The sequence below is a fragment of the Rhizobium sp. G187 genome (assembly GCF_051549525.1).
Lineage (GTDB): Bacteria > Pseudomonadota > Alphaproteobacteria > Rhizobiales > Rhizobiaceae > Allorhizobium.
In genome coordinates, this window is record NZ_JBPUGM010000008.1 from 60261 (window position 1) to 86302 (window position 26042).

Annotated in this window: 26 protein-coding genes and 1 tRNA gene; 8 read left to right on the plus strand and 19 right to left on the minus strand. The window is 59.9% G+C overall.

The features are described from left to right. Positions 1-24 precede the first annotated feature (24 nt). Both rpsA and cmk read right to left on the minus strand, forming a co-directional pair. Positions 25-1728 (minus strand): 30S ribosomal protein S1, encoded by a 1704-nt coding sequence (gene rpsA / locus ACSV9I_RS19555; RefSeq protein ID WP_054158270.1) that lies wholly within the window; start codon positions 1726-1728, stop codon positions 25-27. A 148-nt stretch (positions 1729-1876) separates the two neighbouring features. Further along, positions 1877-2503: a (d)CMP kinase gene (cmk, locus tag ACSV9I_RS19560; RefSeq protein ID WP_438330460.1), complete on the minus strand. Its 627-nt coding sequence runs from the start codon at positions 2501-2503 to the stop codon at positions 1877-1879. 301 nt (positions 2504-2804) lie between these two features. Here cmk and ACSV9I_RS19565 point away from each other — a divergent pair, with 301 nt between their 5' ends. Beyond that, entirely contained in the window at positions 2805-3191 is a 387-nt protein-coding gene (locus ACSV9I_RS19565) for a TIGR02300 family protein (RefSeq protein WP_054158268.1), read from the plus strand. Between the two features lie 155 nt (positions 3192-3346). Beyond that, positions 3347-3422, plus strand: a tRNA-Ala gene (locus ACSV9I_RS19570). Between the two features lie 78 nt (positions 3423-3500). Here the strand turns inward: ACSV9I_RS19570 and ACSV9I_RS19575 are convergent. Continuing rightward, positions 3501-3707 carry a hypothetical protein gene (locus ACSV9I_RS19575; RefSeq protein ID WP_438330461.1) on the minus strand — a complete coding sequence of 69 codons (207 nt, stop codon included), beginning with the start codon at positions 3705-3707 and terminating at the stop codon, positions 3501-3503. 126 nt (positions 3708-3833) lie between these two features. Between ACSV9I_RS19575 and ACSV9I_RS19580 the strand changes: the two genes are divergently transcribed. Next, a complete protein-coding gene (locus tag ACSV9I_RS19580; protein WP_438330462.1) occupies positions 3834-4625 on the plus strand; it encodes a YdcF family protein in 792 nt (263 codons plus the stop codon). 3 nt (positions 4626-4628) lie between these two features. Here ACSV9I_RS19580 and ACSV9I_RS19585 read toward each other — a convergent pair whose 3' ends face one another. Beyond that, positions 4629-5066 carry a hypothetical protein gene (locus ACSV9I_RS19585; RefSeq protein WP_054158265.1) on the minus strand — a complete coding sequence of 146 codons (438 nt, stop codon included), beginning with the start codon at positions 5064-5066 and terminating at the stop codon, positions 4629-4631. Between the two features lie 139 nt (positions 5067-5205). On the opposite strand from ACSV9I_RS19585, the gene ACSV9I_RS19590 reads away from it, so the two are divergent. Beyond that, complete coding sequence (locus ACSV9I_RS19590) at positions 5206-5841, plus strand: trimeric intracellular cation channel family protein (protein ID WP_438330463.1); 636 nt, start codon at positions 5206-5208, stop codon at positions 5839-5841. Positions 5842-5846: 5 nt separating this feature from the next. Here the strand turns inward: ACSV9I_RS19590 and irrA are convergent, their stop codons facing one another. Continuing rightward, entirely contained in the window at positions 5847-6263 is a 417-nt protein-coding gene (irrA, locus tag ACSV9I_RS19595) for an iron response transcriptional regulator IrrA (RefSeq protein WP_438330549.1), read from the minus strand. A gap of 305 nt (positions 6264-6568) precedes the next feature. Here irrA and fabA point away from each other — a divergent pair, with 305 nt between their 5' ends. After that, the gene (gene fabA, locus ACSV9I_RS19600) at positions 6569-7084 is read left to right on the plus strand and encodes a 3-hydroxyacyl-[acyl-carrier-protein] dehydratase FabA (RefSeq protein ID WP_054158262.1); all 516 of its coding nucleotides are present in this window, start codon (positions 6569-6571) and stop codon (positions 7082-7084) included. 43 nt (positions 7085-7127) lie between these two features. Further along, positions 7128-8351, plus strand: a complete 1224-nt coding sequence (gene fabB, locus ACSV9I_RS19605) for a beta-ketoacyl-ACP synthase I (protein WP_438330464.1) — start codon at positions 7128-7130, stop codon at positions 8349-8351. Positions 8352-8526: 175 nt separating this feature from the next. Here fabB and ACSV9I_RS19610 read toward each other — a convergent pair whose 3' ends face one another. The 12 genes from ACSV9I_RS19610 to rimP form a co-directional block, all read right to left on the minus strand. Beyond that, complete coding sequence (locus tag ACSV9I_RS19610; protein ID WP_438330550.1) at positions 8527-8853, minus strand: LuxR C-terminal-related transcriptional regulator; 327 nt, start codon at positions 8851-8853, stop codon at positions 8527-8529. A 90-nt stretch (positions 8854-8943) separates the two neighbouring features. Beyond that, positions 8944-9972, minus strand: a complete 1029-nt coding sequence (locus ACSV9I_RS19615; protein WP_438330465.1) for an AraC family transcriptional regulator ligand-binding domain-containing protein — start codon at positions 9970-9972, stop codon at positions 8944-8946. A 108-nt stretch (positions 9973-10080) separates the two neighbouring features. Beyond that, complete coding sequence (locus ACSV9I_RS19620; protein WP_438330466.1) at positions 10081-11097, minus strand: class I SAM-dependent methyltransferase; 1017 nt, start codon at positions 11095-11097, stop codon at positions 10081-10083. Between the two features lie 75 nt (positions 11098-11172). Beyond that, positions 11173-13308 carry a polyribonucleotide nucleotidyltransferase gene (gene pnp, locus ACSV9I_RS19625; RefSeq protein WP_054158258.1) on the minus strand — a complete coding sequence of 712 codons (2136 nt, stop codon included), beginning with the start codon at positions 13306-13308 and terminating at the stop codon, positions 11173-11175. Positions 13309-13623: 315 nt separating this feature from the next. Continuing rightward, positions 13624-13893: a 30S ribosomal protein S15 gene (gene rpsO / locus ACSV9I_RS19630; protein ID WP_054158257.1), complete on the minus strand. Its 270-nt coding sequence runs from the start codon at positions 13891-13893 to the stop codon at positions 13624-13626. A gap of 151 nt (positions 13894-14044) precedes the next feature. Then, on the minus strand, positions 14045-14974 hold the full coding sequence (gene truB / locus ACSV9I_RS19635; protein ID WP_438330467.1) for a tRNA pseudouridine(55) synthase TruB: 930 nt from the start codon (positions 14972-14974) through the stop codon (positions 14045-14047). Between the two features lie 12 nt (positions 14975-14986). After that, complete coding sequence (gene rbfA / locus ACSV9I_RS19640) at positions 14987-15391, minus strand: 30S ribosome-binding factor RbfA (RefSeq protein WP_438330468.1); 405 nt, start codon at positions 15389-15391, stop codon at positions 14987-14989. After that, complete coding sequence (locus tag ACSV9I_RS19645; RefSeq protein WP_438330469.1) at positions 15388-15780, minus strand: hypothetical protein; 393 nt, start codon at positions 15778-15780, stop codon at positions 15388-15390. The genes rbfA and ACSV9I_RS19645 overlap by 4 nt, the downstream gene beginning before the upstream one ends. 41 nt (positions 15781-15821) lie before the next feature. Continuing rightward, positions 15822-18488: a translation initiation factor IF-2 gene (gene infB, locus ACSV9I_RS19650; RefSeq protein ID WP_438330470.1), complete on the minus strand. Its 2667-nt coding sequence runs from the start codon at positions 18486-18488 to the stop codon at positions 15822-15824. A gap of 101 nt (positions 18489-18589) precedes the next feature. Further along, entirely contained in the window at positions 18590-19276 is a 687-nt protein-coding gene (locus ACSV9I_RS19655; protein WP_438330471.1) for an RNA-binding protein, read from the minus strand. Further along, complete coding sequence (nusA, locus tag ACSV9I_RS19660) at positions 19273-20883, minus strand: transcription termination factor NusA (protein ID WP_438330472.1); 1611 nt, start codon at positions 20881-20883, stop codon at positions 19273-19275. Before nusA ends, ACSV9I_RS19655 begins: the two co-directional genes overlap by 4 nt. Before the next feature lie 57 nt (positions 20884-20940). Beyond that, positions 20941-21543 carry a ribosome maturation factor RimP gene (gene rimP / locus ACSV9I_RS19665; protein WP_156318546.1) on the minus strand — a complete coding sequence of 201 codons (603 nt, stop codon included), beginning with the start codon at positions 21541-21543 and terminating at the stop codon, positions 20941-20943. A gap of 248 nt (positions 21544-21791) precedes the next feature. Between rimP and ACSV9I_RS19670 the strand changes: the two genes are divergently transcribed. Further along, a complete protein-coding gene (locus ACSV9I_RS19670; RefSeq protein WP_438330473.1) occupies positions 21792-23420 on the plus strand; it encodes an MFS transporter in 1629 nt (542 codons plus the stop codon). A gap of 9 nt (positions 23421-23429) precedes the next feature. On the opposite strand, the gene ACSV9I_RS19675 is transcribed toward ACSV9I_RS19670, so the two are convergent. Both ACSV9I_RS19675 and recR read right to left on the minus strand, forming a co-directional pair. Beyond that, positions 23430-24668, minus strand: a complete 1239-nt coding sequence (locus ACSV9I_RS19675) for a lytic murein transglycosylase (protein WP_438330551.1) — start codon at positions 24666-24668, stop codon at positions 23430-23432. Positions 24669-24711: 43 nt separating this feature from the next. Next, on the minus strand, positions 24712-25317 hold the full coding sequence (gene recR / locus ACSV9I_RS19680; RefSeq protein ID WP_054158249.1) for a recombination mediator RecR: 606 nt from the start codon (positions 25315-25317) through the stop codon (positions 24712-24714). 56 nt (positions 25318-25373) lie between these two features. Between recR and ACSV9I_RS19685 the strand changes: the two genes are divergently transcribed. After that, entirely contained in the window at positions 25374-25994 is a 621-nt protein-coding gene (locus ACSV9I_RS19685; protein ID WP_438330474.1) for an MOSC domain-containing protein, read from the plus strand. The last annotated feature ends 48 nt before the right edge of the window (positions 25995-26042 follow it).

Here is a 26042-nt window from a genome sequence, read left to right on the forward strand (position 1 = left end):
TCTTTATGATGCAAGCAACGAGAATTAGTCGTTGCTGCGGTTCTTCAGGGCTGCGCCCAGGATGTCGCCGAGCGAAGCGCCCGAGTCGGACGAACCGAACTGTGCGACGGCTTCCTTCTCTTCAGCGATCTCGAGAGCCTTGATCGACAGCATAACCTTGCGGTCCTTCTTGGAGAAGTTCGTGACGCGAGCGTCAAAAACCTGGCCAACAGAGAAGCGCTCAGGACGCTGGTCGTCACGGTCGCGAGCAAGGTCAGCGCGACGGATGAACGAGGTGATGTCTTCGTGAGCAACGAGCTTCACTTCAACGCCACCATCGTTGATCGCGATGACTTCGCAAGACACAACGGCGTTCTTGCGCAGGTCGCCGGAAGCGGCGGCATCGCCAACCGAGTCCTTGCCAAGCTGCTTGATGCCGAGCGAGATGCGTTCCTTCTCGACGTCAACATCGAGAACGACGGCCTTGACCACGTCACCCTTGTTGAACTCTTCGATGACCTGCTCGCCCGGACGGTTCCAGTCGAGATCCGACAGGTGAACCATGCCGTCAACGTCGCCTTCGAGGCCGATGAACAGGCCGAATTCGGTCTTGTTCTTGACTTCGCCTTCGACTTCAGTGCCGGCCGGATGGCTGAAGGCAAATGCCTGCCACGGGTTCTCGAGAGTCTGCTTGAGACCGAGCGAGATACGGCGCTTGGACGGATCGACTTCGAGGACGACAACGTCGACGTCCTGCGTGGTCGAAAGGATCTTGCCGGGATGAACGTTCTTCTTCGTCCAGGACATTTCCGAGATGTGGATCAGGCCTTCGATGCCCGGCTCCAGCTCGACGAATGCACCGTAGTCGGTGATGTTCGTGACGGTACCGGAGATCTTCTTGCCAACCGGGTACTTGGCAGCGATGCCATCCCACGGATCCGACTCGAGCTGCTTCATGCCGAGCGAGATGCGGTGGGTTTCCTGGTTGATGCGGATGATCTGAACCTTGACCGACTGGCCGATGGACAGGATTTCCGAAGGATGGTTGACGCGGCGCCATGCCATGTCGGTGACGTGCAGCAGGCCGTCGATGCCGCCGAGGTCAACGAACGCACCGTAATCGGTGATGTTCTTGACGACGCCGTCAACAACCTGGCCTTCTTCGAGGTTCTGAACGATTTCAGAACGCTGCTCGGCGCGGCTTTCTTCGAGAACCGTACGACGCGAAACAACGATGTTGCCGCGACGCTTGTCCATCTTGAGGATTTCGAAGGGCTGCGGGTTGTGCATCAGCGGGGTAACGTCGCGGATCGGACGGATGTCGACCTGCGAGCGCGGAAGGAAGGCAACGGCGCCGTCGAGGTCAACCGTGAAGCCGCCCTTGACCTGGTTGAAGATAACGCCTTCAACGCGCTCGCCAGCTTCGAACTTGGCTTCGAGCTTGATCCAGCTTTCTTCGCGGCGAGCCTTTTCGCGCGACAGAACAGCTTCGCCGAGAGCGTTTTCGATGCGCTCGACATAAACTTCGACTTCGTCGCCAACCTTCAGCGAACCGTCCTTGGAGCGGGCGCCGAATTCCTTGAGAGCGATGCGGCCTTCGACCTTGAGGCCGACGTCAACGATCGCGACGTCCTTCTCGATGGCCGTGACAATGCCCTTGGCGACATAGCCTTCGGCCAGATCGGTTTTGGCAAAGGATTCCTCGAGGAGGGCAGCAAAGTCCTCACGCGACGGGGTAGATACAGACATGGAAACTCCTAATCGCATCTTTTGGGATGCGCATGCGCCGGGGGTTGGTGTTGGTCATGGCCGATCCCGCATCCGCTCTACTGTGAGAGCAATCCGGCGCGAGGATGAGAAATCGGCTGAAGCGAGAGGACCGTTCCCCTCGCTGAGTTCATTTCGTCAAGGCAGCGTCGATCAGTGACTTCGCCGTCAAGAATGCGGCCTCTATACTCATTTCGGAAGTATCTAGCAAGTGCGCGTCTTCCGCAGGTTTCAACGGGCTGTCGGCGCGACCCATGTCGCGTTCGTCGCGCTTCTGCACATCGGCAAAAATCGAGGCAAAATCGGCCGCTCCACCCTTCGCCAGGATTTCGTCATAGCGACGTCGCGCACGCACATTTGGCGAAGCCGTCACATAGAGTTTCACATCCGCATCGGGGCAGACAACGGTGCCGATGTCGCGGCCGTCGAGGACAGTTCCTGGTTGGCGCACTGAAAAGGCGCGTTGCGCCTCGACCAGAGCCCGCCGCACGGCGGGCATCACGGCGATCTTGGATGCGGCCTCGCCGATTTCATGGGCAGACAGCACATCGCGGTCGAGCCCGGCCAGTTCGATGTCGAGCGCCATCCTCTCGGCCACGGCCTCGTCGTCCAGTGCCAACCCCTGATCGAGCAGGGCCTTGGCTGTCGCGCGATAGGTCAAGCCGGTATCGAGGTGGTGGAAGCCATAGGTTTCGGCGATCCGTCGCGACAATGTTCCTTTGCCAGCTGCGGCCGGCCCGTCGATGGCGATGATCATGCCTGTTGCCTATCCCCTTTGGTGACTGGTCTCTGGAACGTCTGTGCAGTGCAACTTTCAGGTCAGATACAGGCCCGTCGAGCTCTTGCCAAGCGATGACGCAGGCGCATGGGCTTGCCTTGAATGAAGGTCGCGGTGCCGCTCAGGGTGAGGGGTGCACGCGCAGCTGTACAAAAACCCTGAGTTTGCCTTTGACAGAAGGGATGGCAGCGATTAAGGGAGCCGACTACGGTTTGGCCGGCTTCGCGCCGGGCTGATGGCGCATGCCCCCTATTCTTCACGACTTCATGAGGCTTTGACAGTGGCGAAGGCAGAACTTGGAACGAAACGGACTTGCCCCGACACCGGCAAGAAATTCTACGACCTGAACAAGGATCCGATCGTGTCACCGTACACGAAGAAGTCCTGGCCGCTCTCCTACTTTGAGGAAACCTCGGTTGCCGCCATTATGGAGAAGGCTGAGGAAGAAGAGGTCGCGGAAGTCGATACCGAAAACACGGATGTCGAACTGGTCTCGCTCGAAGACGGTGATGACGCCGCCGGCGGCGACGACCTGCCGGATCTCGGTGACGACGAAGTCGAGATCGACGGCGACGACGATGACACCTTCCTGGAAGCCGATGAAGATGACGATGATGATGACATGACTGGTCTCATCGGCGTCACCGGCGACGACGACGAAGTCTGATTTTTCAAGGATTTCGAGCCCGGGCCTAAAAAAATGCCCGGGCTTTCATTTTTCGGCTTGCCATCTCCGACTGCCGGAAGTATCAAGCCGCCACCCCACCGGAAGCGTTGCTTTCAACGGGGTTCCCGGAGCCGGAATTCACCCGGTACCCTGATGGGGCTATAGCTCAGCTGGGAGAGCGCTTGCATGGCATGCAAGAGGTCAGCGGTTCGATCCCGCTTAGCTCCACCAAATTTTCCGACAACAGAACTATAAGGCACAAACCAGGTGTTGCGGACACCCGGCCTAGGCTCTTTGCTGTTTCCTATCTCATCCAGTGACGCAGTCGAACAGATTGCCGCGTTCGCGTTGCGCGCCTAGATCGACCTGGAACCAGTCGATGATCTTCCGGGTGTCGATGCTGATCTCGCCTTCGCGCAGGCGCAGCGTCAGACGGTGGTCACGGATGGCGATTGGAGTGCCAATATAAAGGCGGTCGGCGCCTGTGTCGTCTACGGTATCGATGGCGAAGCGCATCTGGGCTCCTGGCTGAAAAGTGATGCTGAAACCAATGACAATAGAGTGGGCTTCTAGTACGGCCTGCTTGAGTGAAGCTGGACATTTTTCGTCCCATTCCATCAGGTTGTTGGAGAAAGAGAGCGCATGTTCGTCATATCGAAGCTGTTCTGGATGCTGGCGCAGCCGCTTTCTCTGGTATTCTTCGGTGGGCTGGCGGCGCTTGCCCTTTTCGCGATTCGCCGGCGTAAGGCGGGGTTCGTTGTCCTGTCTCTGTCACTCTCCATACTCTTCTTGACGCTTTACACCACGCTCGGGACGGTTCTGCTCCAGCAGCTTGAAGCACGTTTTCCGCGACCAGATGCTGATCCGCACAGCGTTGCCTGCATGATTGTGCTGGGTGGCGCCTTCGAAACGGAAGTGACGACGTCGCGTGGCGGGATCGAACTCAATCAGGCCGCAGATCGATTCGTTGAAGCGCTCCGGCTCGCCGTCGCCAATCCGCAAGCGCGCATTCTGGTCTCTGGCGGTGATGGATCGCTCAGTGGCCAATACGAAGGGGATGCGGCAGCGTCGGTGCGGTATTTCCAGGCCTTCGGCATCGAGCGCTCACGTCTGATCGAGGAGCAGACATCGCGCAACACCGACGAGAATGTTGGAAACAGCCGCGTCCTGCTTCAGCAAGCCGGGCTCTCGAACTGCCTGCTGATCACGTCCGCGTTCCATATGCCGCGGGCGATGGGGCTCTTTCGCAAGCAGATGCTGGATGTGACGCCATGGCCCACAGATTTTCGGACGAGCGGAAAGGTGCGGTTTACTCTCGACTTCACGCAACCCACACTGAATGCCCAACAGACCGCAACGGCTGTGAGAGAATGGATAGGTCTTGCAAGTTACAGGCTGATGGGACGGATCGACGTGCTCTATCCCCAGCCATGAGCCTCATTTCTTCGAAATCGTCAGAAACTTGGTCCCGCGAACCCTGACCGTCATCTGGCAGGGCGCTTCGCCTTCTTTACGCTCGCAAAACTTCGGGTGCATCTTGAGGACGAAAACCATGTTGCCGAAGCGCTTGATAAAGTCGTAGGCGTAGATTTGAGCGGTGGCAATCATCAGATAGCCACCCTCCTTGACCTGCAGGTAGAAGTTATAGGGGCAGCCTTCCGCCGTGCAGTCTGGACCGCGAACGCCATCGCACATGACTTCACTGCTATTTGTCACCGCATCGACAATGCCGTCATTGTTGACGTCGATCCGGTCAATGAAGCCGCTTCCATAGCGCACCTCTTCGCAGCGCTTGCCGTAATAGGCCTTCTCGTAACTCTCGGGATCCTGCAGCAGTTCCTGCTGCGCCTGGGACGGTGCTGCTGCCAGAAGCATGATGCTGGAGAGAAAAACGCGTAAGGACAAGGACACGGTGTCGGGCTCCGAAACGAGAGTGTTTGCTGAGACTATCCGCTCCTGCTTGCGTCACCCTTAACGGCGTGATTGTAATCCCTGAAAAGACGAAGGAGAGACCGTGTCCCTGCTATCCTATCTCGATTATGCCGGCATTGCGCTGTTTGCCGCGACAGGCGCGCTTGCAGCGTCGCGCAAGCAATTGGACGTGATCGGTTTTCTGTTCTTCGCTGTTGTGACCGGGCTTGGTGGCGGTACCGTGCGTGACGTCGTCCTGGGGCGCGTGCCGGTCTTCTGGGTGTTGAACCCTGACTATATCCTGATTTGCTGTGCGATCGGTGTCGTCGTCTTCTTCACGGCGCACCTGGTCGAATCACGATACAAATTGCTGATTTGGCTCGATGCCATCGGCTTGTCAGCCTATTGTGTGATGGGGGCCGCAAAGGGGCTGGCGGCGACGGGCTCGCCGACAATCGCCATCGTGACCGGCACCTTGACTGCAAGCTTTGGCGGCGTCCTGCGTGACCTACTTGCAAACGAGCCCTCGGTCCTGCTGCGTCCGGAAATCTATATCACAGCGGCGTTGATCGGAGCGGCTGTATTCACAGCGGTTGAGGCGCTCGGTGCACCGTTGTATGTCGCGTCAGTCATCGGAGCGGCGGCCGCTTTCGCTATTCGCGGCGGCGCCCTCCATTTCGGCTGGACGTTCCCGACATACCGGCACAAGCCCGGACGCCATCCCGACGAAGTGATGTAAGGAAATCAGCCCTGCTTCGGGCGCAGCCGGATCACCACATCGACATGGGAGATTTCCATGCCCTCGGGCGCCGGCGGGAGATTTTCAATGCTGAGATTGTTGACTGGAATGTCCAGTACCCGGTTCTCGCCTTCGACGAAGAAGTGGTGGTGGTCGGAGACATTCGTGTCGAAATACGTCTTGGCGCTTTCCACCGCCAGCACTCGGATCAGACCGGCCTCGGTGAACTGGTGCAACGTATTGTAGACGGTAGCAAGCGAAACCGGGACGTCGGCCGCGATGGCTTCCTCGTGAAGTTCTTCCACCGTCAGGTGTCGATCACCCTTCGCGAACAAAAGGTCGGCCAATGCAATGCGCTGCCGTGTCGGGCGCAAACCCGAACGGCGCAGTTTCAGCTCGATTCCTGTTTGACAGGTGGCCATCGTCAAAGACGAACTCCGGTGTAATCGACGTTTCAACTCGAACACTCTGGATATAGCTGCAAAATCAGGCTCTTTCAATAGATCCGGAGCATTGGGCAATGGCGCGCTTCAAGCATGGTCTTTTTACAGCCTCGGGTCTGGTGATGGAACGGTCGTTAATGTATTCGACATCATGAAATCAACATGCCGAGCAGCGCACGGCCAGTGAAACGGAACCCCGATCGGCCAGGGCTTCAAATTGCCTCTGTCTTGCTCTATTGGGTCCCGTCATCCGAATGAAGCGAGTGGGGGGAAGAAGAAGCAAAATGGTTACGAGACAGTCCAGCTACAATTACGAAGAAATCCTCTCCTGCGGCCGTGGCGAGCTTTTTGGTCCCGGCAATGCGCAGCTGCCGCTGCCGCCTATGTTGATGGTTCACCGGATCACGGAGATTTCCGAAACCGGCGGCGCCTTCGACAAGGGCTTCCTCCGTGCAGAGTATGACGTTCGGCCCGATGACTGGTATTTCCCCTGCCACTTCCAGGGCAACCCGATCATGCCGGGCTGCTTGGGTCTTGATGGCATGTGGCAGTTGACCGGCTTCTACCTTGGCTGGCTCGGTGAGCCGGGACGCGGCATGGCGCTGTCGACCGGTGAGGTTAAGTTCAAGGGCATGGTGCGTCCGGAAACCAAGCTTCTTGAATATGGCATCGATTTCAAGCGCGTCATGCGCGGTCGTCTGGTGCTCGGCACTGCGGACGGCTGGTTGAAGGCCGATGGCGAAACTATCTATCAGGCAACCGATCTGCGTGTCGGTCTGTCGAAGGACAAGACGGCCTGATCCGGCCTGTCCGAATCCGAAATTCAGTAAGAAGGTCAGAGAAATGAGACGGGTTGTAGTAACAGGTCTTGGCGTGGTGTCCTCCATCGGCGCCGACGCAGCCGAAGTGACCGCGTCGCTGCGCGATGCGAAATCGGGCATCAGTTTTTCTCCCGATTTTGCCGAGCACGGTTTCCGGTGCCAGGTCTGGGGCAAGCCCAGTCTCGATCCGACAGAGATGGTCGATCGCCGCGCCATGCGCTTCCTGTCGCAGGGCGGGGCGTGGAACCATGTTGCGATGAAACAGGCAATTGCCGATTCGGGTCTTGAAGAAGGCGACTACGCCCAGAATGAGCGCGTGGGTATCATCATGGGGTCCGGTGGCCCGTCGACGAAACAGATTGTCGAAGCCGCGGACATCGTGCGCCAGAACAACAGCCCGAAGCGCATTGGGCCGTTTGCTGTCCCCAAGGCCATGTCTTCGACAGCGTCTGCGACGCTTGCCACCTGGTTCAAGCTGCACGGCGTCAACTACTCGATCTCGTCCGCTTGCTCGACCTCGGCCCATTGCATTGGCAATGCCTATGAGATGATCCAGTGGGGCAAGCAGGACATGGTCTTCGCCGGCGGTCACGAAGATCTCGACTGGACCATGTCGTCCCTCTTCGATGCCATGGGTGCGATGTCCTCGAAATACAACGATACGCCGTCTACGGCGTCGCGTGCTTATGACATCTCGCGTGACGGTTTCGTCATTGCCGGTGGTGCGGGCGTGCTGATCCTGGAAGAACTCGAACACGCCAAGGCGCGTGGCGCGAAGATCTACGCTGAAATCGTCGGCTATGGCGCGACCTCGGATGGTTACGACATGGTCGCTCCATCAGGTGAAGGTGCGAAGCGCTGCATGCGCCAGGCGCTGTCGACCGTGACCGGCGACGTCGACTACATCAACACGCATGGTACCTCGACGCCTGTTGGCGATTCCAAGGAAATCGGTGCGATCCGTGAAGTGTTCGGTGACAAGATCCCGCATATTCAGTCGACCAAGTCGCTGACGGGGCACTCGCTCGGTGCGGCCGGCGTCCAGGAATCCATCTATGGCCTCCTGATGATGCAGGAAAAGTTCATCGGAGAAAGCGCCCACATCACCGAACTCGATCCAGAGTTCGACGGTGTGCCCGTCGTGCGCAAACGCATCGACGACGCAAAGATCGATACGATCCTGTCGAACTCATTCGGCTTCGGTGGCACCAATGCCACGCTGGTTTTCCAGCGCTACAACGGTTGAGCGTCTAGCTCGTTTGATCGAGGCTGGCTGCAGCCTCGAGGTTTCGCGTGTAAAGGCCAGTTTGCCTGAAGATTGATCTGCCGGTATTTTGCGGATGGCAGATATGAAAATGCCTGGCGCGTTTGACGCGCCAGGCGAATAAACCGGAGTGGTCCGCAAGCCGTGGGAGTACGGCTTACTCCGATGCAGAGATTTCGTCTTTTGCGATAGTCCCCGTCAGCAACGCTGAACTGATTGCCTGCATGACATTGCGCGCGCCAAGTTTCGCCTGTGCGGAACTCAGGGCGAGTTCGAACCGTCCTTGCGGAAGGTCGAGAATTCGTGCGGCCTCTTGCGGCTGCAGTCCCTCGGCAATGAGCCGCAGGCAAGATACTTCTGTTTCCGTGAGGCCGGACGATGTCCGAGCAGAACACGGCGTAGTTCTTAGTGTATTCATGACAAGTTCAAACCGACGGGAGGAGGGGTGCTGGCATCCGTATGCCACGCGACCTGTGCGGCTCATAAATCGATTTAGATCCGTCTGATTGCCTTTGGCCGCCAATTTTTTATCAGCCCACACTAATTCAGCGACGGCATGAAGAAAGCGCGCCTGTTAAGCAGAGCGGCCTTCTCGAACTTCTGTCGGAGTGCCGCCGAACCAACGGGTGACGGACCGCGTGAAAGCGCTCGGCGCAGAGTATCCGAGCCTGTAGCAGATCTCCGAGAAGGGCAGATCGCTCTGCGTGAGAAGGTTGAAGCTCACGTCTCGCCGAACTTCGTCTTTGATGTCGTTGAGGCTCGTCCCATGTTCTGAAAGACGCCGCTGAAATGTCCGTTCCGACAAACCGAAATAGCCGGCGATTTCGGCGAGGGGACTGTCCTCGTCCGCCACATGCAGAAGCAGATAACGGCGGACCTGTTCGACGAAGTCACTGGTGGCTGCATCGATGGTCGGCCGGAGGTTGCGGCACTGAAGGTCCATCAACTCGAACAGACGCCGATCTCCGACTGGGTTTACCGTGCCGAGAAAGCCTTGCGGGAACCGCACCGAGTTCATGCCGGCACCGAACGCCAGTCTCCGGGATAAATATTGCCGATAGGGTTGGGTATTGCGCGGTCGCGGCCGTTCCAGTTCGATCTCGATCAGCCCGGCTGCATCCGGGGCGACATCACGTGCCCGGGCCATGACAAGGGCCACGGACATGTCGACATACTGGTCACGTTTCACGATGACAGGGGCAAACGTCCAATCGAGGCGCGCACCAGCGTCATCGATCGTCAGACGGGAATAGCTGGTATGGGTGATGTACTGGATATGTGTGTCGATGAAGCGGACGAAGTCGAGGCCGGTCGGAGCCGACATGAGCCCGTATCCAAAAGGTCCCGTAGCGCCCGCTTCAAAAGCGCGAACACTGGTGACCCCAAAAGCTTCGTCATCTGCGAGAAGCGCACAGGCCTCCAGAAGGCGACACAGGCGATCGAGACTGATGCGCGCAGTCAGGTCCTGAAAACTCGCGGGATCGATGTCCAGCGCCTTGCAAATCGGCCCTATGTCGATTCCATAGCTCGCCGCATGAACAACGACGGCCGAGGCAAGCCCGGCGACGGTGGTCAATTCATCTGTAACAGTCCGGACAGTCATTGGCCGGCGGCGCCTCAGGGTAAAAGCTTGACGCCCGAAGCTAAGTCAACGCCGACCGGGAGTCGAGGGCGATCGCGCGCCATCGACTTCACGCTGAGGTGAGAACGCTTAGCGCTTCGCCCACAAGACCTTGAAACGGGAATTCCGGCAGGTTTCCCCGGAGTGCTTAAACAGGCTCGCAAGCGCGTTTTCATAAGGCAGGCCGCGATTGGCCACCATCAGCAGGCTGCCGCCGCTTCTGACCGAGTCTGCTGCGGCCTTGATCATGGCTGCGCCAATGGAGGGTTCGGCAGCATGGCCTTCGTGGAACGGCGGATTCATGATGATGAGATCATACTTCTCCTTGGGCGGCTCCGTGCCAAGATCCTGCCAGAAGAAGCGTGTGGTAAGGTTAGGGCAGTTGCGCGCAAGATTGCGGCGCGCGTGCTCAAGCGCCGTATGGCTGGCCTCGAAGAGATCGATGCGGTTGGTGCGAGGCGACGTTTGTGCCAGCATGACCGAAAGATACCCCCACCCGGCGCCGAAGTCGGCTGCGTTCCCGTCGAAATCCGTCGGCAGGCGGCTGGCCAGCAGTTCGGAGCCATCGTCCACATGGGCATGCGAGAACAGCCCGGCGCGTGTTTCGAAGCGCCCTTCGACAGAGACGGTTTTCGCAGCCAGCGTCGCGACGGCCGCTGACACATCGGCCGGCACCGAGATCCAGATCGCCACGCCATGATATTTCGGCATGGATTCGGGCGCCAGGCCAAGGCGATCGAGCTGCTTGCGGAGAGGTAGGATGCCATCTTCCTTTGCGCCGGCGATAACGATCGTGCCACCCGTCTTCACCCGCTGCAGGGCTTCGGCCACACGATCTTCGCTCAGTCCCTTGTGCTTGCTCGCAAGCACCAGCGCCACATCGAAATCATCACCTTCGATGGCGGGGGTCGGATTGAGATGCGCGGCTGCGAGCCGGAGGAATTCCGGGCGGAATTCCTGAACCAGCGACAGTTCAGCTTCGAAGCCTTCCGGCTTGGCAAAGCCGGCCTCGGCACCGAGAAACAGGACGCGGCTGCCGGCCAGGGGCAATGCCACGGCTTCCGTAACAAAGGGATGGAACAGCGTCTTCAGTGTTTCGCGGCTCATGGGACGGTCTTTCTTCGAATTACAAAAAAGGCGCGGGAAGGTTTCCCGCGCCTGGAAGAGGGTGCCGAGGCGCCCTTATTCGGCGGCTGCGTCGCCTTCGGCCCGCTTGATTTCCTGGCCGGTGGCCTGGTCAACGACCTTCATCGACAGGCGAACCTTGCCACGCTCATCAAAGCCCATCAACTTGACCCAAACCTTGTCGCCTTCCTTGACGACGTCAGAGGTCTTGGCAACGCGCTCGGAAGCGAGCTGCGAGATGTGCACGAGGCCATCACGCGAGCCGAAGAAGTTGACGAAGGCGCCGAAATCGGCGGTTTTCACAACGGTGCCTTCGTAGATCACGCCAACTTCTGGCTCTGCAACGATCGAGTGGATCCACTTGCGGGCCGCTTCGATTTCCTTGCCAGAAGAAGAAGCGATCTTGATCGTGCCATCGTCTTCGATGTTGATCTTGGCGCCGGTCTTTTCAACGATTTCGCGGATGACCTTGCCGCCCGAACCGATGACTTCACGGATCTTGTCGACCGGGATGTTCATCACTTCGATGCGCGGTGCGAATTCGCCAAGCTGCGAGCGACCTTCCGTGATGGCGTTCGCCATTTCACCGAGAATGTGCTTGCGGCCGTCCTGTGCCTGCGCCAGAGCCACCTTCATGATCTCTTCGGTGATGCCGGCGATCTTGATGTCCATCTGCAGAGAGGTGATGCCGTCGGCAGTACCTGCAACCTTGAAGTCCATATCGCCGAGGTGGTCTTCGTCACCCAGGATGTCGGAGAGAACGGCAAAGCGCTCGCCTTCCAGGATCAGACCCATGGCGATACCGGCAACCGGCTTGGCCAGCGGAACGCCGGCGTCCATCAGAGCGAGCGACGTGCCGCAAACGGTTGCCATCGAGGACGAGCCGTTCGACTCGGTGATCTCGGAGACGACGCGCAGCGTGTAAGGGAACTGCTCTGCAGACGGCAGCATCGGGCGGATAGCGCGCCAGGCGAGCTTGCCGTGACCGATTTCGCGGCGGCCCGGGGAACCCATGCGACCGGTTTCACCGACCGAGTAGGGCGGGAAGTTGTAGTGCAGCAGGAAGCGTTCCTTGTACATGCCGGTCAGCGAGTCGACATACTGTTCGTCTTCGCCGGTACCGAGCGTGGCGACAACGATCGCCTGGGTCTCGCCGCGGGTGAAGAGGGCCGAACCGTGCGTGCGCGGCAGGATACCGACTTCCGACACGATCGCACGAACGGTCGACAGGTCGCGGCCGTCGATGCGGCTCTTGGTGTCGAGGATGTTCCAGCGAACGATCTTTGCCTGCAGGTGCTTGAAGACGGCGCCGATGACTTCATTGGTGTACTTCGGCTCTTCGCCTTCCGGGAAGAAGTGTGCCTTCACCTTGGCCTTGACGGCGTCGACGGCGGCGTAGCGATCAGCCTTCTGGGTGATCTTGTAGGCAGCGCGCAGTTCGGTTTCGGCGATCGAGAGCATTTCGGCTTCGAGAGCGGAATGATCTTCCGGTTCGAATTCACGTGGTTCCTTGGCGGCAACTTCAGCGAGCTTGATGATCGCGTCGATGACCGGCTGGAAGCCCTTGTGGCCGAACATCACGGCGCCGAGCATGATGTCTTCGTTGAGTTCCTTGGCTTCCGACTCGACCATCAGGACGGCGTCCTGTGTGCCGGCGACGACGAGGTCGAGAACCGACTCGTCCATCTCGTCGAGATGCGGGTTCAGAACATATTCGCCGTTGATGTAGCCGACGCGTGCGCCGCCGACCGGGCCCATGAAGGGAACGCCGGAGAGCGTCAGCGCTGCAGAAGCCGCAACCATCGACAGGACGTCTGGGTCGTTCTCAAGGTCGTGCTGCACGACGGTGACGACGACCTGCGTGTCGTTCTTGTAGCCTTCCGGGAAGAGCGGGCGGATCGGACGGTCGATCAGGCGGGAAACCAGCGTTTCCTTTTCCGACGGACGACCTTCGCGCTTGAAATAGCCACCCGGGATCTTGCCGGCGGCATAGGTCTTTTCCTGGTAGTTGACGGTGAGCGGGAAGAAGTCCTGGCCCGGCTTCGGCGACTTGGCCGAAACAACGGTGGCGAGAACGACGGTTTCGCCGTAGGTCGCGAGAACGGCGCCATCAGCCTGACGGGCGATCTTGCCCGTTTCCAGCTTCAGCGGACGGCCTGCCCATTCGATTTCGACGGTATGGGTGTCAAACATATCTTGTCCTTCATATGCGAAAGCTCGGTCACCTACGTAAGCGCGGGGGAGGGCATTTCGCATTGTGCTGACGCATCACGGGCAAGACAGTGGGAGGCTTCGGTTTCGGCGCTGGCCGATGTCTCGCCGGTTCGGCGGGGAAGCATCCAACAATCCTGCCCCATGACAGGTCATCGGTTGGCATCGACAGCACCGGCCCATCCGGGCTGTCAGTCGTTCCGGGCATTGTTGCGCGGAACCGGTCGCGGGTTGTTTCAGCCCTACCCGGAAAGGCGACCGGCGGACCTTCGCGAAGAAGGTCCGCCGGGAATTCGATTAGCGGCGGATGCCGAGGCGCGTGATCAGGGTCGTGTAGCGGGCCTCGTCCTTCTTCTTGACGTAGTCGAGAAGCGAACGGCGGCTCGAAACCATGGTCAGAAGGCCACGACGCGAGTGGTTGTCCTTCTTGTGGCCCTTGAAGTGATCGGTCAGGTTGTTGATCCGCTCGGTCAGGATCGCAACCTGGACTTCCGGCGAACCAGTGTCGCCTTCGTTGATTGCGTATTCCTTGATGAGCTCAGCCTTGCGCTCTGCAGTGATCGACATCGGAAATCCTTTCTGGATAACTTGAGGATAAGGACGCCAAAGGCCGGGATGTCGTCCAGCATTGGCCATGAATGCAGGCACCAGAGGTGCCAGCTGGTGCGGCCTATACTCCATTCCCTGCGGAAAGGAAAGAGCCGCCTAAAGGAAGGCCTCAGGTGAAGACCCGGCGGGGATGGAACTCTCCGCCTGCGATTTCGCCAATGGCGATCAGCTTCCCGCCGGAAAGCGCAACAGCCTCAGGCTCGGCCACAGGCGCGTCACGTCCACGCACGATGATCGGATTGCCCATGCGCAGGCGGTGGGCCTGGTCATCGGTGATCCGCAGTTGTGGCAGGCTGGAGAGGGCCTGTGCCGTGTCGAGCAGGAAGGCGTCGAGTGCCGCCAGACGTTCGTCCCGGTCATCGATGCTTTCCAGAGCAACGAGCTCTGCAAGCGGCACCATCATGTCCTCGGCAAAGGGCGCGACATAGCTGCGCCGCAGGGTCGAGATGTGGCCGTAGCATCCAAGGTCACGACCGAAGTCTCGGGCAAGCGATCGCACATAGGTGCCCTTGCCGCATTCCACCTCGAAATGCGCCTTGTCGTCCTCGCATTTCAGAAGCGTCAGGCGGTGCACTTCGACCTCGCGCGAGGGGATCTCGACCGTTTCGCCATCGCGTGCAAGGTCATAGGCCCGTTCGCCGGCAATCTTGATTGCCGAAAACTGCGGCGGGATCTGGTTGATCGTGCCAGTATAGTTTGGCAGCAATGCGCGGATTTCGTCCTCCGTCGGGCGCTTGTCGGAGGTCTGTGTGGCCTCGCCCTCGAGATCGTCGGTGGCGCGCTCTTCACCCCAGGTCACGGTAAATTCGTAGATCTTACGGCCGTCCATGACGTAAGGCACGGTCTTGGTCGCATCGCCAAGCGCAATCGGCAGCATGCCCGACGCCAGCGGGTCGAGCGTGCCGGCATGACCGGCCTTCTGGGCATTGAACAACCACTTGATCTTGCCGACCGCTTCGGTCGAGCCGAAATCCACCGGCTTGTCGAGAATGAGCCAACCCGAGATCGGGCGGCCCTTGGGCTTTCTGGGTTTGGACATCTAAGTCTTTTCTTAGTCTTGATCTTCATCGGTCCCGAGGTCACGCTGGACCTCCGGCGAGCGCAAGAGCGCATCAATCTTCTGGTAGTTGTCAAAGCTGGTGTCGTCGCGGAAGCGTACTTCCGGCATGTACTTCAGCTGCCGAAGCTGGTTGCCCAAGCGACCGCGTATGAACTTCGCATGTTTGTTCAAAGCGGCAATGACCGCGTCATGATCCTTCACGCCGAGCGGCGCCACGTAAGCAGTCGCCATCTTAAGGTCCGGCGACATCCGGACTTCCGAGACCGAGATCACCGTCTTTTCGATGAGATCATCGTTCACTTCCCCGCGCTGAAGCACCTGGGTGATTGCGGCGCGCACCTGCTCGCCGACGCGCAGCATGCGCTGCGAAGGTGCCGAAGAGGTTGGTTTTGTCATTTTGTTCCTGACTTCAATCTAGATTTAAGCGCCGCGACAACTGTGCCTATCAGCAGTGGCATAACGAAAGAGATCGACATGATGAGCCCAGACGAGCCCGTTCTGCAACCTTCGGCGATCATCGACAGAATTGCTGGGTCCTCGGGATCGTCCGAAAGGCCGAGCAGCACCATGCCCATCGATAGCAATGTGATCGGCCAAGCCAACCAGCGCCAGCGCTTGAGAATGCCGACGGACAATAGGATTGTGATGATCAGGGACCATACCGCACTGCCGGCGATCTCGCTGGTGATTGTGATAGGGCCACTCGCTGGATTCCAGCCACCCTTGTCGCAGACCTCCGCGTAGCCGTTCGTCGCATAAAGAAAACAGACGATGACTATCGCCACCGTCTGCTTGTTTCGCTGGCTGCCAGAGGCAGTCATGACCTTTAGAGCGTACGCGTGATGTGTTCCACGCGGAAGCACTCGATCGTATCGCCGGCGCGGATGTCTTCGTAGTTCTCGAAGGCCATGCCGCATTCCTGACCCATCGGCACTTCGGACACTTCGTCCTTGAAGCGCTTGAGCGTCTTGAGCTTGCCTTCGTGGATGACGACGTTGTCGCGCACCAGGCGGACGCCAGCCCCACGTTCGACCTTGCCTTCGATAACACGGCAACCGGCAACCTTGCCCGTCTTCGTGATGTTGAAGACTTCGAGGATTTCGGCATTGCCGAGGAAAGTCTCGCGACGTTCCGGCGACAGAAGACCCGACATCGCTGCCTTCACGTCATCCACCAGATCGTAGATGATGTTGTAGTAGCGGATCTCGATGCCGCCGCGGTCTGCAGCGGTTCGTGCCTGTGCATTCGCACGGACGTTGAAGCCGATGATCGCGGCATCTGAGGATTCGGCAAGCGCGATATCCGATTCCGTGATGGCGCCGGCGCCCGAGTGGACGATACGGGCCCGCACTTCGTCGGTGCCGAGCTTGTCGAGCGAAGCGATAATCGCTTCGACCGAACCCTGCACGTCCCCCTTGATGACCAGCGGGAATTCCTTGAAGCCGGTGTTCTGAAGCTTGCTCATCATCTGCTCGAGCGAACCGCGCTGGCCGGACTGGCGGGCAGCCGCCTTGTCGCGTGCCAGGCGCTGGCGGTACTCGGAGATCTCGCGAGCGCGGGCCTCGTTTTCAACGACCGCGAAACGGTCGCCGGCAGCAGGCGTACCGGAAAGGCCGAGGATTTCGACCGGCATGGCCGGACCGGCTTCCTTGACATGGTCGCCCTTGTCGGTGACGAGCGCGCGAACACGGCCCCACTGATCGCCGGCAACGATGATCTGGCCCGGCTTCAGCGTGCCCTTCTGGACAAGAACGGTCGCAACCGCGCCGCGGCCACGATCGAGCTGTGCTTCGATGACAACACCTTCAGCAGTACGGGTCGGGTCGGCCTTGAGGTCGAGAATTTCGGCCTGGAGCAGGACGGCTTCGAGCAGCTTGTCGAGGTTCGTCTTGTTCTTCGCCGATACTTCGACGTCGAGCACTTCACCGCCGAGCGATTCAACAAAGACTTCGTGCTGCAGAAGCTGCTGGCGGACCTTGTCCGGCTTGGCTTCGTGCTTGTCGATCTTGTTGATCGCCACGATGATCGGCACGTTGGCCGCCTTGGCGTGGTTGATGGATTCGATCGTCTGCGGCATCACGCTGTCATCGGCCGCAACCACGAGGATCGCGATGTCCGTCGCCTGTGCACCGCGGGCACGCATGGCCGTAAAGGCGGCGTGGCCGGGGGTGTCGATGAAGGTGATCTTCTGACCGTTCTGCTCGACCTGATAGGCACCGATATGCTGGGTGATGCCACCGGCTTCGCCAGAAACGACGTTTGCCTGACGGATGGCATCGAGCAGCGAGGTCTTGCCGTGGTCGACGTGACCCATGATGGTGACGACAGGCGGACGCGAAACCATTTCAACGGCGTCATCGGCCTTGTTGAAGATGCCTTCTTCAACGTCGGATTCAGAGACGCGCTTTACGGTATGGCCGAATTCGGTCGCAATGATTTCGGCGAGGTCGGCGTCAATGACGTCGCCCGGCTTCATCATCTGGCCTTCCTTCATCAGGTACTTGATGACGTCGACGGCGCGTTCAGACATACGCTGCGACAGTTCCTGAATGGTGATGGTTTCCGGAAGGATAACCTCGCGCATAACCTTTTCGCGGGTTTCCTGCATCTGCGAGCGGCGGAACTTTTCCTGGCGGCGGCGCATGGAGGCCAGCGAACGACCGCGTGCGCCACCTTCGTCATCCACGCCAGCACTGGTAACCGTAAGTTTGCCGCGGCGACGATCTTCCTCTGCCTTCGGACGGGCAGGGACCTTCGCCGGTGCCGGTGCAACGACCTTGCCGCGACCAGGCAAGCCGCGCGGCGGTCCACGATCATCATCGTCGTCATTGGCCTTGCGGCCACGCACGAAGCCCGGTGCACCAGGAGCAGCGGGCGCTGCAGCCGGCGCCGGTGCAGATGCCGCAGGGCGTACAGCGACGGGCGCTGCAGCAACGGGTGCAGGTGCTGGCTCAGGTTCAGGCTCGACAACGGGCTCTGCGGCGCGGCGTGCGGCTTCTTCGGCTGCAATGCGTGCAGCTTCGATGGTTTCCACCCTGCGGCGCTCTTCTTCGATGGCGCGCTGCTTGGCTTCTTCGACTTCGCGGGCCTGCGCTTCAACCAGCGCGCGGCGACGAGCGTCCATTTCGCTGGCTGACAGGTCGTGCAGGACGGCGCCACGCGGACGTTCCGGCTGACGCTGCTGCTGCGGCGGGCGCTGCTGCGCGGGGGCCGGCTGGTGCACGCGGGTCTGCTGTTGAACAGGGCGCGGGGCGACCGGGGCGGGCGCCGGCGTCGGCGTGACCGGGGCAGGTGCCGCAGGTTCAGCGCGGATCGGCGTGATCGGCTTTTCGTCCTGTGGGCGTGTCACGCGTCGCTTTACAGTCTCTACGACGACGGACTTCGTACGTCCGCGCCCCATGTCCTGGCGCACGGTACCCTGGCTCATCCCCGAGGGTTTCAGGGTGAGAGTCTTCTTCACGCCGATTGTCTTGTCGTCTTTGTTGTCCGTCATTCCGTTCCCGTTCCTTCGAGCGGGGCCGGATGCCGTGCATCAGACCTCGCCGTTCACATACTGTCCTAAACCACGGGGGCCGACCTTCGTCGGTGACCGCGTCATTGTGATTTCAGGCCAGCGCGCGAAACCTGCGGCGCTTGGCCACGATAGGTTTCGAGCAGAGTTGCGCGTTTCACTACACCTTCACCCGCCTGCCCTGCAAGCGCGCAAGCATGGATAAACGCATTCTGGCCCATCAGTTCGTCCAATTCCGCCCCGGAAAGCAGGTGAAATGCGGGAACTTCCGCATCTGCTCCTGTTCCAAGGTGCCAGGCCTTTCGGGCCTGGTCGATCTTTCTCACACCATCCGCTGCAGCATCCAGCGAGTGGAATACTGCAAGCGCCTCGCCACTTCTGACTGCAGCCTCGACCTTGGCCGATCCGCTGATGAACTGTCCGGCCTTTCGGGCCAGGTTCATCATCCCGCAGAGCTGCGAGATCAGAAGACGTTCAACGGTTGATCCGAGCGCCGGATCAACCTTGACTTCCCGCTTCAGGGCCCGGGCGAAAAGCTTTTTCGCCACGGCCTTGTCGACAGCCTCGCGTCGCGGGCTAACCCAGCAACCCCGACCGGGAAGCGTCCGCTTCAGGTCGGGAACGATTGTCCCATCGGGAGCAGCCACGAACCGCAGAAGCGTTTCCGGCGCGCCGCTCTCGCGGGTCACGATGCACATCCGTCCGTTCACGTCGGAAAGGTCGAAGTCATCTTCGTCCTTCTCCACGTCCGGCGACTGGATGGTCATCACGCTTCCTGCTCGGCTTCTGCCTCGCCTTCCACTTCGACTTCAGCTTCGGCCGCCAGATCTTCTTCGGTGATCCAGCCGGCAGAGAGGCGCGCCTGAACAACCATGGCTTCGGCTTCGGCACGCGAGATTTCGAACTTCGAGAACAGGCCCTCGAACTTCTTCGTCTCGCCATTCTTCCGCTCGCTCCAGCCGACGAGGTCGTCAGCGGCGCAGCCGGCAAAGTCTTCAATCGTCTTGATGCCGTCCTCGCCGAGGGCGACCATCATCGCGGACGTCATGCCCTCGATCTGGCGCAGCTCGTCCGCCACGCCGAGTTCGCGGCGCTTGGCATCCATTTCGGCTTCGATCTTGTCGAGATACTCGCGTGCACGGGTCTGGATTTCCTGTGCGGTATCTTCGTCAAAGCCGTCGATCGAGGCGATTTCGTCAATGTTGACGTAAGCCACTTCTTCAACCTGGGCGAAGCCTTCCGACGCCAGAACCTGGCCGACCATCTCATCAACGTCGAGAGCGTCCATGAACAGGTTCGTACGCACGTTGAATTCCTTCTGACGGCGCTCGGATTCTTCCGCTTCCGTCATGATGTCGATATCCCAGCCGGTCAGCTGCGATGCCAGGCGAACGTTCTGGCCGCGGCGGCCGATGGCCAGCGACAGCTGTTCGTCCGGCACGACGACTTCGATGCGTTCTGCATCTTCATCAAGAACGACCTTGGCGACTTCAGCCGGCTGAAGGGCGTTGACGATGAAGGAAGCCGGATCCTGGCTCCACGGAATGATGTCGATCTTTTCACCCTGCAGTTCGCCGACGACGGCCTGAACGCGCGAACCACGCATACCGACGCAGGCGCCGACCGGATCGATCGACGAGTCGTTCGAGATGACGGCGATCTTGGCGCGCGAACCCGGGTCACGGGCAACCGACTTGATCTGGATGATGCCGTCGTAGATTTCCGGCACTTCCATGGTGAACAGCTTCACCATGAACTGCGGATGGGTACGCGACAGGAAAATCTGCGGTCCACGCTGTTCACGACGCACGTCGTAGACATAGGCACGCACGCGGTCGCCGTAGCGGAAGGCTTCGCGCGGGATCATCTCGTCGCGACGGATAATGCCTTCACCGCGGCCGAGATCAACGATCACGTTGCCGTATTCGACGCGCTTGACAGTGCCGTTGACGATTTCGCCCATACGGTCCTTGAATTCGTCATACTGACGGTCGCGCTCGGCTTCACGCACCTTCTGCACGATGACCTGCTTGGCCGACTGGGCAGCGATACGGCCAAAATCCATTGGCGGCAGCGGATCGGCAATGAAGTCGCCGAGCTTGGCGTCGACATTGCGGTCGCGGGCCAGTTCAAGCGCGATCTGGGTCGAGTAGTCTTCGACCTTTTCGACCACCTCAAGAAGACGCTGCAGGCGGATTTCGCCAGTCTTCGAGTTGATGTCGGCGCGGATGTTGGTTTCGCTGCCGTAGCGCGAGCGGGCGGCCTTCTGGATCGCGTCGGCCATGGCGGCGAGCACGATTTCGCGGTCGATCACCTTTTCACGGGCAACGGCATCTGCAATCTGCAAGAGCTCGAGCCGGTTAGCACTGACTGCCATTGTCTAGGTCTCCGTCTTCACGCCCGGGCTTATCGCCTCGGGGCTATGGGTCAAACGTTATGCTTCGCTGTCGTCTTCGTTTTCGTCGTTCTGGTTCGCGGCCTGCGCCTTGGCGAGCTTGTCGGCTCGGAGCGCGTCACGGATCAGATCGTCCGTCAGGATGAGCTTGGCTTCGGCAAGCGCATTAAACGGGATCGTCACCCGCGGCTCCTCGCCATAGGCGACCTGGTCGCGCTCAAGCGTAAAGGCCTCATGCGTCACATCAGCAATTGTGCCACGGAAGCGCTTGCGGTTGTCGACGAGGATCGACGTTTCGCACTTTACCAGATGGCCCTTCCAGCGGGTAAAGTCCGACTTGCGCACCATCGGCCGATCGATGCCCGGGGACGAGACTTCGAGGTGATAGGCCTTGTCGACCGGATCATCGACGTCGAGCGCCGGCGAGATCGCCGTCGACACGGCTTCGCAATCTTCAACGGTCATCGTGCCGTCGTTGCGCTCGGCCATAACCTGCAGCGTCAAACCGTTCTGGTTCATCATGCGGACACGAACCAGCTTGAAATCCATCGCGACGAGCACGGGCTCGATAATGTCTGCGATACGACGGTCAAGGCCCGTCTCGGTGATGATCCGTGCTTCGCCGGCTTCCGGCATCGGCATGTCTTCGGACAATCGTCATACTCCCGATTGGCTGTGATCGCCAATAAAAAAGAGCGGGTCCTTGCGGCCCCACTCTTCATCTGTCGATCAAGAATTTGAAGCTCGTATACGCCAATGGCCTCCGGAATGCAAGCTTTTCGCCACGCGGTGAAAACAAACTTGCCTGTGGTGCGTTGAAGGGTGCAAGTTCGCAAACAGCCGCAGGCTTAAGTCCTCGGCATCTCCCGGAAAACAACCGAGCATCCGTCGTGTCCCATCCCCGATCGCCCCTGCTGCCGCTCCGGAACGAAGCTTACCGGCGGATCTGGTTCGCCAGCATCTCTTCCAATCTGGGCGGCTTGATTCAGGGCGTGGGGGCCGCCTGGATGATGGCGTCCATTTCGACCTCTGAAAACATGGTCGCCTTGGTCCAGGCGTCGAACACGGCGCCGATCATGCTGCTCTCCCTGATCGCCGGCGCCATTGCGGACAGCTTCGACCGTCGAAGAGTGATGATCGGGGCACAACTGTTCATGATCATGGTCTCGGCGCTCCTTGCGCTCTTTGCCTTTCTCGATTTGCTCAGCCCCTGGGGATTGCTTGGCTTCACCTTCCTCATCGGGTGTGGCACGGCGCTTAACAACCCGTCATGGCAGGCATCGATCGGTGATATCGTTCCGCGTACGGACCTGCCGGCTGCTGTTTCTCTCAACAGCATGGGCTTCAACATCACGCGGAGTGTTGGCCCTGCCATCGGCGGTCTGATCGTTGCGGTGGCGGGTGCAGCAGCCGCCTTCACCGTCAATACGGTCTCATATTTTGCATTGACCTATGCGCTTTACCGCTGGAGGCCGGAGTTCCCCAAGAACCCGCTGCCACGCGAGCAGCTCGGCCAGGCAATCTTTGCCGGCATCCGCTATGTCTCCATGTCGCCCAATCTTGGCAAGGTTCTCTTTCGTGGCTTCGTCTTTGGCCTGACCGCAACTGCCATCATGTCCCTCCTGCCGATTGTCGCCCGGGATCAACTGAATGGCGGTCCTCTGGTCTTCGGCGGTTTGCTCGGTGCCTTCGGCTTTGGCGCCATCATTGGGGCGCTTAACAACCAGCGCCTCCGTGATCTCCTGTCCAGCGAAGACATCGTGCGAGTTTCGTTTGCGGGCTTTGCGGTAGCCGCCGCAATGACCGGTGTCAGCAGTTCCGTCTGGTTGACGGCAGTGGCACTCGTACTCGCCGGGGCCTGTTGGGTTCTCGCGCTCTCGCTCTTCAACACAGTCGTTCAGCTGTCAACGCCGCGCTGGGTGGTCGGTCGTTCCCTCTCGCTCTATCAGACTGCGACCTTCGGCGGCATGGCGCTCGGAAGCTGGCTCTGGGGCAGCATTGCGGAAAGTCATGGATCCGGTCAGGCTCTGGTTGCGTCGAGTTTCCTGATGATCGCAGGCCTGCTGATCGGCTATTTCCTGCCCATGCCCGCCTTCAAGACACTCGATCTCGATCCCCTCAATCGCTTTGCCGAGCCGGCACTGCGGCTCGACATCAGGCCCCGCAGCGGTCCGATCGTCGTGCAGGTCGATTTCGAGATTGATGACGCCGACGTCTCGGAGTTCCTGCACGTGATGACAGAGCGCCGCAGGATCAGGATCCGCGATGGAGCCCGGAACTGGGCCCTGATGCGCGATCTGGAAAATCCGGATCTATGGACGGAGACCTACCACGTCGCCACCTGGGTAGATTACGTGCGCCACAATCAACGGCGCACCAAGGCAGATGCGGAAATCACAGATCGTCTGCGGGACCTGCATCGCGGCAAGGAGCCTCCGCGGGTTCACCGGATGATCGAGCGCCAGGCGATCCCGCCGTCAGACGACGTCTTTCATCAGCCGCACATCGATCATCATTAAGGCCCTGGATCAGCGAAGCTTTGTCTTCAGGTCCGCACTGGGATAGCACGTCGGCTGCAATCCGTTCTTGACCTGCCATTCGCCCAGTGAACGCCGTGTCTTGAAACCCGGCAGACCGTCAACCTTGCCGACATCATAGCCCTGCGCCACCAGCGCCTGCTGCATGGCAAGCACGTCGGAGCGCAGCATCTTGCCAATATTATCCCACGGTGCCCGGAAGGCGCCGCCGCCATTGGCAATACGGTCTGAGAGATTGCCGATGAACAGCGCATAGAGATCGGAGTTATTGTATTCTTTCAGCACGTAGAAGTTCGGCGTGACCAGGAATTCGGGACCATGCGTGCCAGCCGGCACAAGCATCATCGCGGGCAGCGAATTTTCGCCGCGCGGAAAGGCTTTTCCCGTGATCCGGCTGAGCCCGTCTGCGGCCCAGGCGGATACCGCCTTTGCCCGATCAGGTCCTTCCTGCGCGCATGAAACGCCAGCCGGGATCGTGATCTCGTAACCCCAGTCGCGCCCCTTCTGCCAGCCGCTCTTCACCAGATAGTTGGCGATCGAGGCGAGCGCATCCGGTACCGAGTTCCAGATGTCGCGTTTGCCGTCTCCGTCGAAGTCTACGGCATATTTTAGATAGCTGCTTGGCATGAATTGCGGCTGACCAAGCGCGCCCGCCCAGGAGCCCATCATTTTGTCCGCTGAAACGTCGCCGCTTTCCAGCATGTGCAGGGCGGAAATCAGCTCCTGCTGGAACAATGGCTTGCGGGTCGACATGAAGGCCTTGGTCGTCAGGACATCTATCGCGGAATAGGGCAACTTCGCTCGCCCATAACCGGATTCACGGCCCCAGATCGAAACGACGATCGAGCCGGGCACGCCATACGTGGCTTCGATACGACGCAGGGTGGAGGCATGCTGCGAGGCAAGCGACTTGCCAGTCCCTGCCAGCCCCTGCAGCCGCTTTTCGTCGAAATAGGGCGCCGGAGACGAGAACTCCGCCTGGCTCTGCGTCTGCTCTTTAGGGGGGGCTGTACCGGGCGGCACCAGGTCGGGCAGTTCCCAGTTCAGCTGCACGCTGCGAAGCGTCTTGTCGAAAACGTCACGTCCAACGCCGGCGTCTTTCGCCGCCTGCCAGAGGTCGGTTTCGATCCACTGCCGGAATTGTGCCTCCACCTGGGCGCGAGAGGGGGCGGCCTCGGCCATTGTCGCAAAACCGAAAGCGGTGGAAACGGCAAGAGCGAGCCGCAACAGCGACCGGGGCTTGGAAGCCATGGGGGATCTCCCGTCTGGAACGTCAGATCGCCGTACGGGCGCGAAGCGCCGCCGACAGGGTGCCTTCATCGAGATAGTCGAGTTCGCCGCCAACGGGCACGCCATGTGCAAGCCGGGTGACCTTGACCTCGAGTCCCGTCAGATGATCGGTGATGTAGTGGGCGGTGGTCTGGCCTTCAACTGTGGCATTGACCGCGATGATGATCTCGTTGACGCCGCCCTTCGAAACGCGGTCGATCAGTCCCTTGATGTTAAGGTCATCAGGGCCGATGCCATCGAGCGGCGACAGTGTGCCACCGAGAACGTGGTAGGCCGCATTCATCGCGCCGGCCCGTTCCAAAGCCCAGAGATCCGAGACATCCTCGACGACGATGATCACCGACTGGTCGCGCTGCACATCGGTGCAGACAGTGCAGGGATCCATCGTGTCGACATTGCCGCAGCAGGAACAGATCTTCACCTTGTCATAGGCCTCGCCCATTGCGTGACCAAGGGGGCCCAGGAGCTGGTCCTTCTTCTTGATCAGGTGCAGGGCCGCCCGCCGCGCAGAGCGGGGCCCGAGCCCCGGCACTTTCGCCAGAAGCTGGATGAGTTTTTCGATTTCGGGGCCGGTGACTCGCTTTGCCATGGCGGGTTTCTAGCCCATATAGTTGCCAAACGGAATCGCAGAACACGAGACGAACAATGAAAATCCTCGCCGTCTGCCTCGGCCGACCGGAAATCCTGGCCGGCAAGAAATACAAGACGGGCATCAACAAGCAGCCGCTTAACGGGGCGATCATGGTTGATTGCGAGGGGCTGGTCGGTGATGCGATCCTGAACCGCAAGCACCACGGTGGTGTCGATCAGGCCGTTTACATCGAAGGGTCGATTGATCTCGACTGGTGGTGCGCGGAGCTTGGACGCGATCTGCCTTTCGGCACCTTTGGCGAAAACCTTGTGATTGACGGTCTGGAAAGTGCCATGCTGGCAGCCGGTGATCGGCTGAAGATCGGTGAAGTGATCCTCGAAATCACCTCCGCGCGGATTCCCTGCGCGACATTCGCCGCACAGATGGGCGAACCGACCTTTGTCAAGCGTTATACCCATGCGGCCCGTCCGGGTGCCTATGCAAGAGTACTGCAGGGTGGAATGATCGAATCCGGGCAAGCCGTCCAGTTTACGCCCTGGTCGGGCGAGCGCGTGACAGTCCGGGAGATGATGGCGACCTTCGGCAGAAGGCTGAGCGATCCCGATCGCGCCCGCTATCTTGCGGCCCCCGTCCACTACAAGGTCAAGGACGCGATCCGTACCGGCAAGATGTGATGTTTGGGCGAAGGTCTAAGTCATGCCGGGCTTTACCCGCCCCATCCT

What these genes read in the sequence shown, in the direction of transcription:
- ACSV9I_RS19580 (WP_438330462.1), top strand. Translation starts at nt 3,834, where the DNA reads ATGTTCGTCATATCGAAGCTGTTCTGGATGCTGGCGCAGCCGCTTTCT.
- ACSV9I_RS19620 (WP_438330466.1), bottom strand. Translation starts at nt 11,097, where the DNA reads ATGAGCCGCGAAACACTGAAGACGCTGTTCCATCCCTTTGTTACGGAA.
- ACSV9I_RS19685 (WP_438330474.1), top strand. Translation starts at nt 25,374, where the DNA reads ATGAAAATCCTCGCCGTCTGCCTCGGCCGACCGGAAATCCTGGCCGGC.
- truB (WP_438330467.1), bottom strand. Translation starts at nt 14,974, where the DNA reads ATGTCCAAACCCAGAAAGCCCAAGGGCCGCCCGATCTCGGGTTGGCTC.
- fabB (WP_438330464.1), top strand. Translation starts at nt 7,128, where the DNA reads ATGAGACGGGTTGTAGTAACAGGTCTTGGCGTGGTGTCCTCCATCGGC.
- irrA (WP_438330549.1), bottom strand. Translation starts at nt 6,263, where the DNA reads ATGGCCACCTGTCAAACAGGAATCGAGCTGAAACTGCGCCGTTCGGGT.
- ACSV9I_RS19575 (WP_438330461.1), bottom strand. Translation starts at nt 3,707, where the DNA reads ATGCGCTTCGCCATCGATACCGTAGACGACACAGGCGCCGACCGCCTT.
- nusA (WP_438330472.1), bottom strand. Translation starts at nt 20,883, where the DNA reads ATGGCAGTCAGTGCTAACCGGCTCGAGCTCTTGCAGATTGCAGATGCC.
- pnp (WP_054158258.1), bottom strand. Translation starts at nt 13,308, where the DNA reads ATGTTTGACACCCATACCGTCGAAATCGAATGGGCAGGCCGTCCGCTG.
- infB (WP_438330470.1), bottom strand. Translation starts at nt 18,488, where the DNA reads ATGACGGACAACAAAGACGACAAGACAATCGGCGTGAAGAAGACTCTC.
- rbfA (WP_438330468.1), bottom strand. Translation starts at nt 15,391, where the DNA reads ATGACAAAACCAACCTCTTCGGCACCTTCGCAGCGCATGCTGCGCGTC.
- rpsA (WP_054158270.1), bottom strand. Translation starts at nt 1,728, where the DNA reads ATGTCTGTATCTACCCCGTCGCGTGAGGACTTTGCTGCCCTCCTCGAG.
- ACSV9I_RS19585 (WP_054158265.1), bottom strand. Translation starts at nt 5,066, where the DNA reads ATGCTTCTGGCAGCAGCACCGTCCCAGGCGCAGCAGGAACTGCTGCAG.
- recR (WP_054158249.1), bottom strand. Translation starts at nt 25,317, where the DNA reads ATGGCAAAGCGAGTCACCGGCCCCGAAATCGAAAAACTCATCCAGCTT.
- ACSV9I_RS19615 (WP_438330465.1), bottom strand. Translation starts at nt 9,972, where the DNA reads ATGACTGTCCGGACTGTTACAGATGAATTGACCACCGTCGCCGGGCTT.
- fabA (WP_054158262.1), top strand. Translation starts at nt 6,569, where the DNA reads ATGGTTACGAGACAGTCCAGCTACAATTACGAAGAAATCCTCTCCTGC.
- rimP (WP_156318546.1), bottom strand. Translation starts at nt 21,543, where the DNA reads ATGCCGATGCCGGAAGCCGGCGAAGCACGGATCATCACCGAGACGGGC.
- ACSV9I_RS19610 (WP_438330550.1), bottom strand. Translation starts at nt 8,853, where the DNA reads ATGAGCCGCACAGGTCGCGTGGCATACGGATGCCAGCACCCCTCCTCC.
- rpsO (WP_054158257.1), bottom strand. Translation starts at nt 13,893, where the DNA reads ATGTCGATCACTGCAGAGCGCAAGGCTGAGCTCATCAAGGAATACGCA.
- cmk (WP_438330460.1), bottom strand. Translation starts at nt 2,503, where the DNA reads ATGATCATCGCCATCGACGGGCCGGCCGCAGCTGGCAAAGGAACATTG.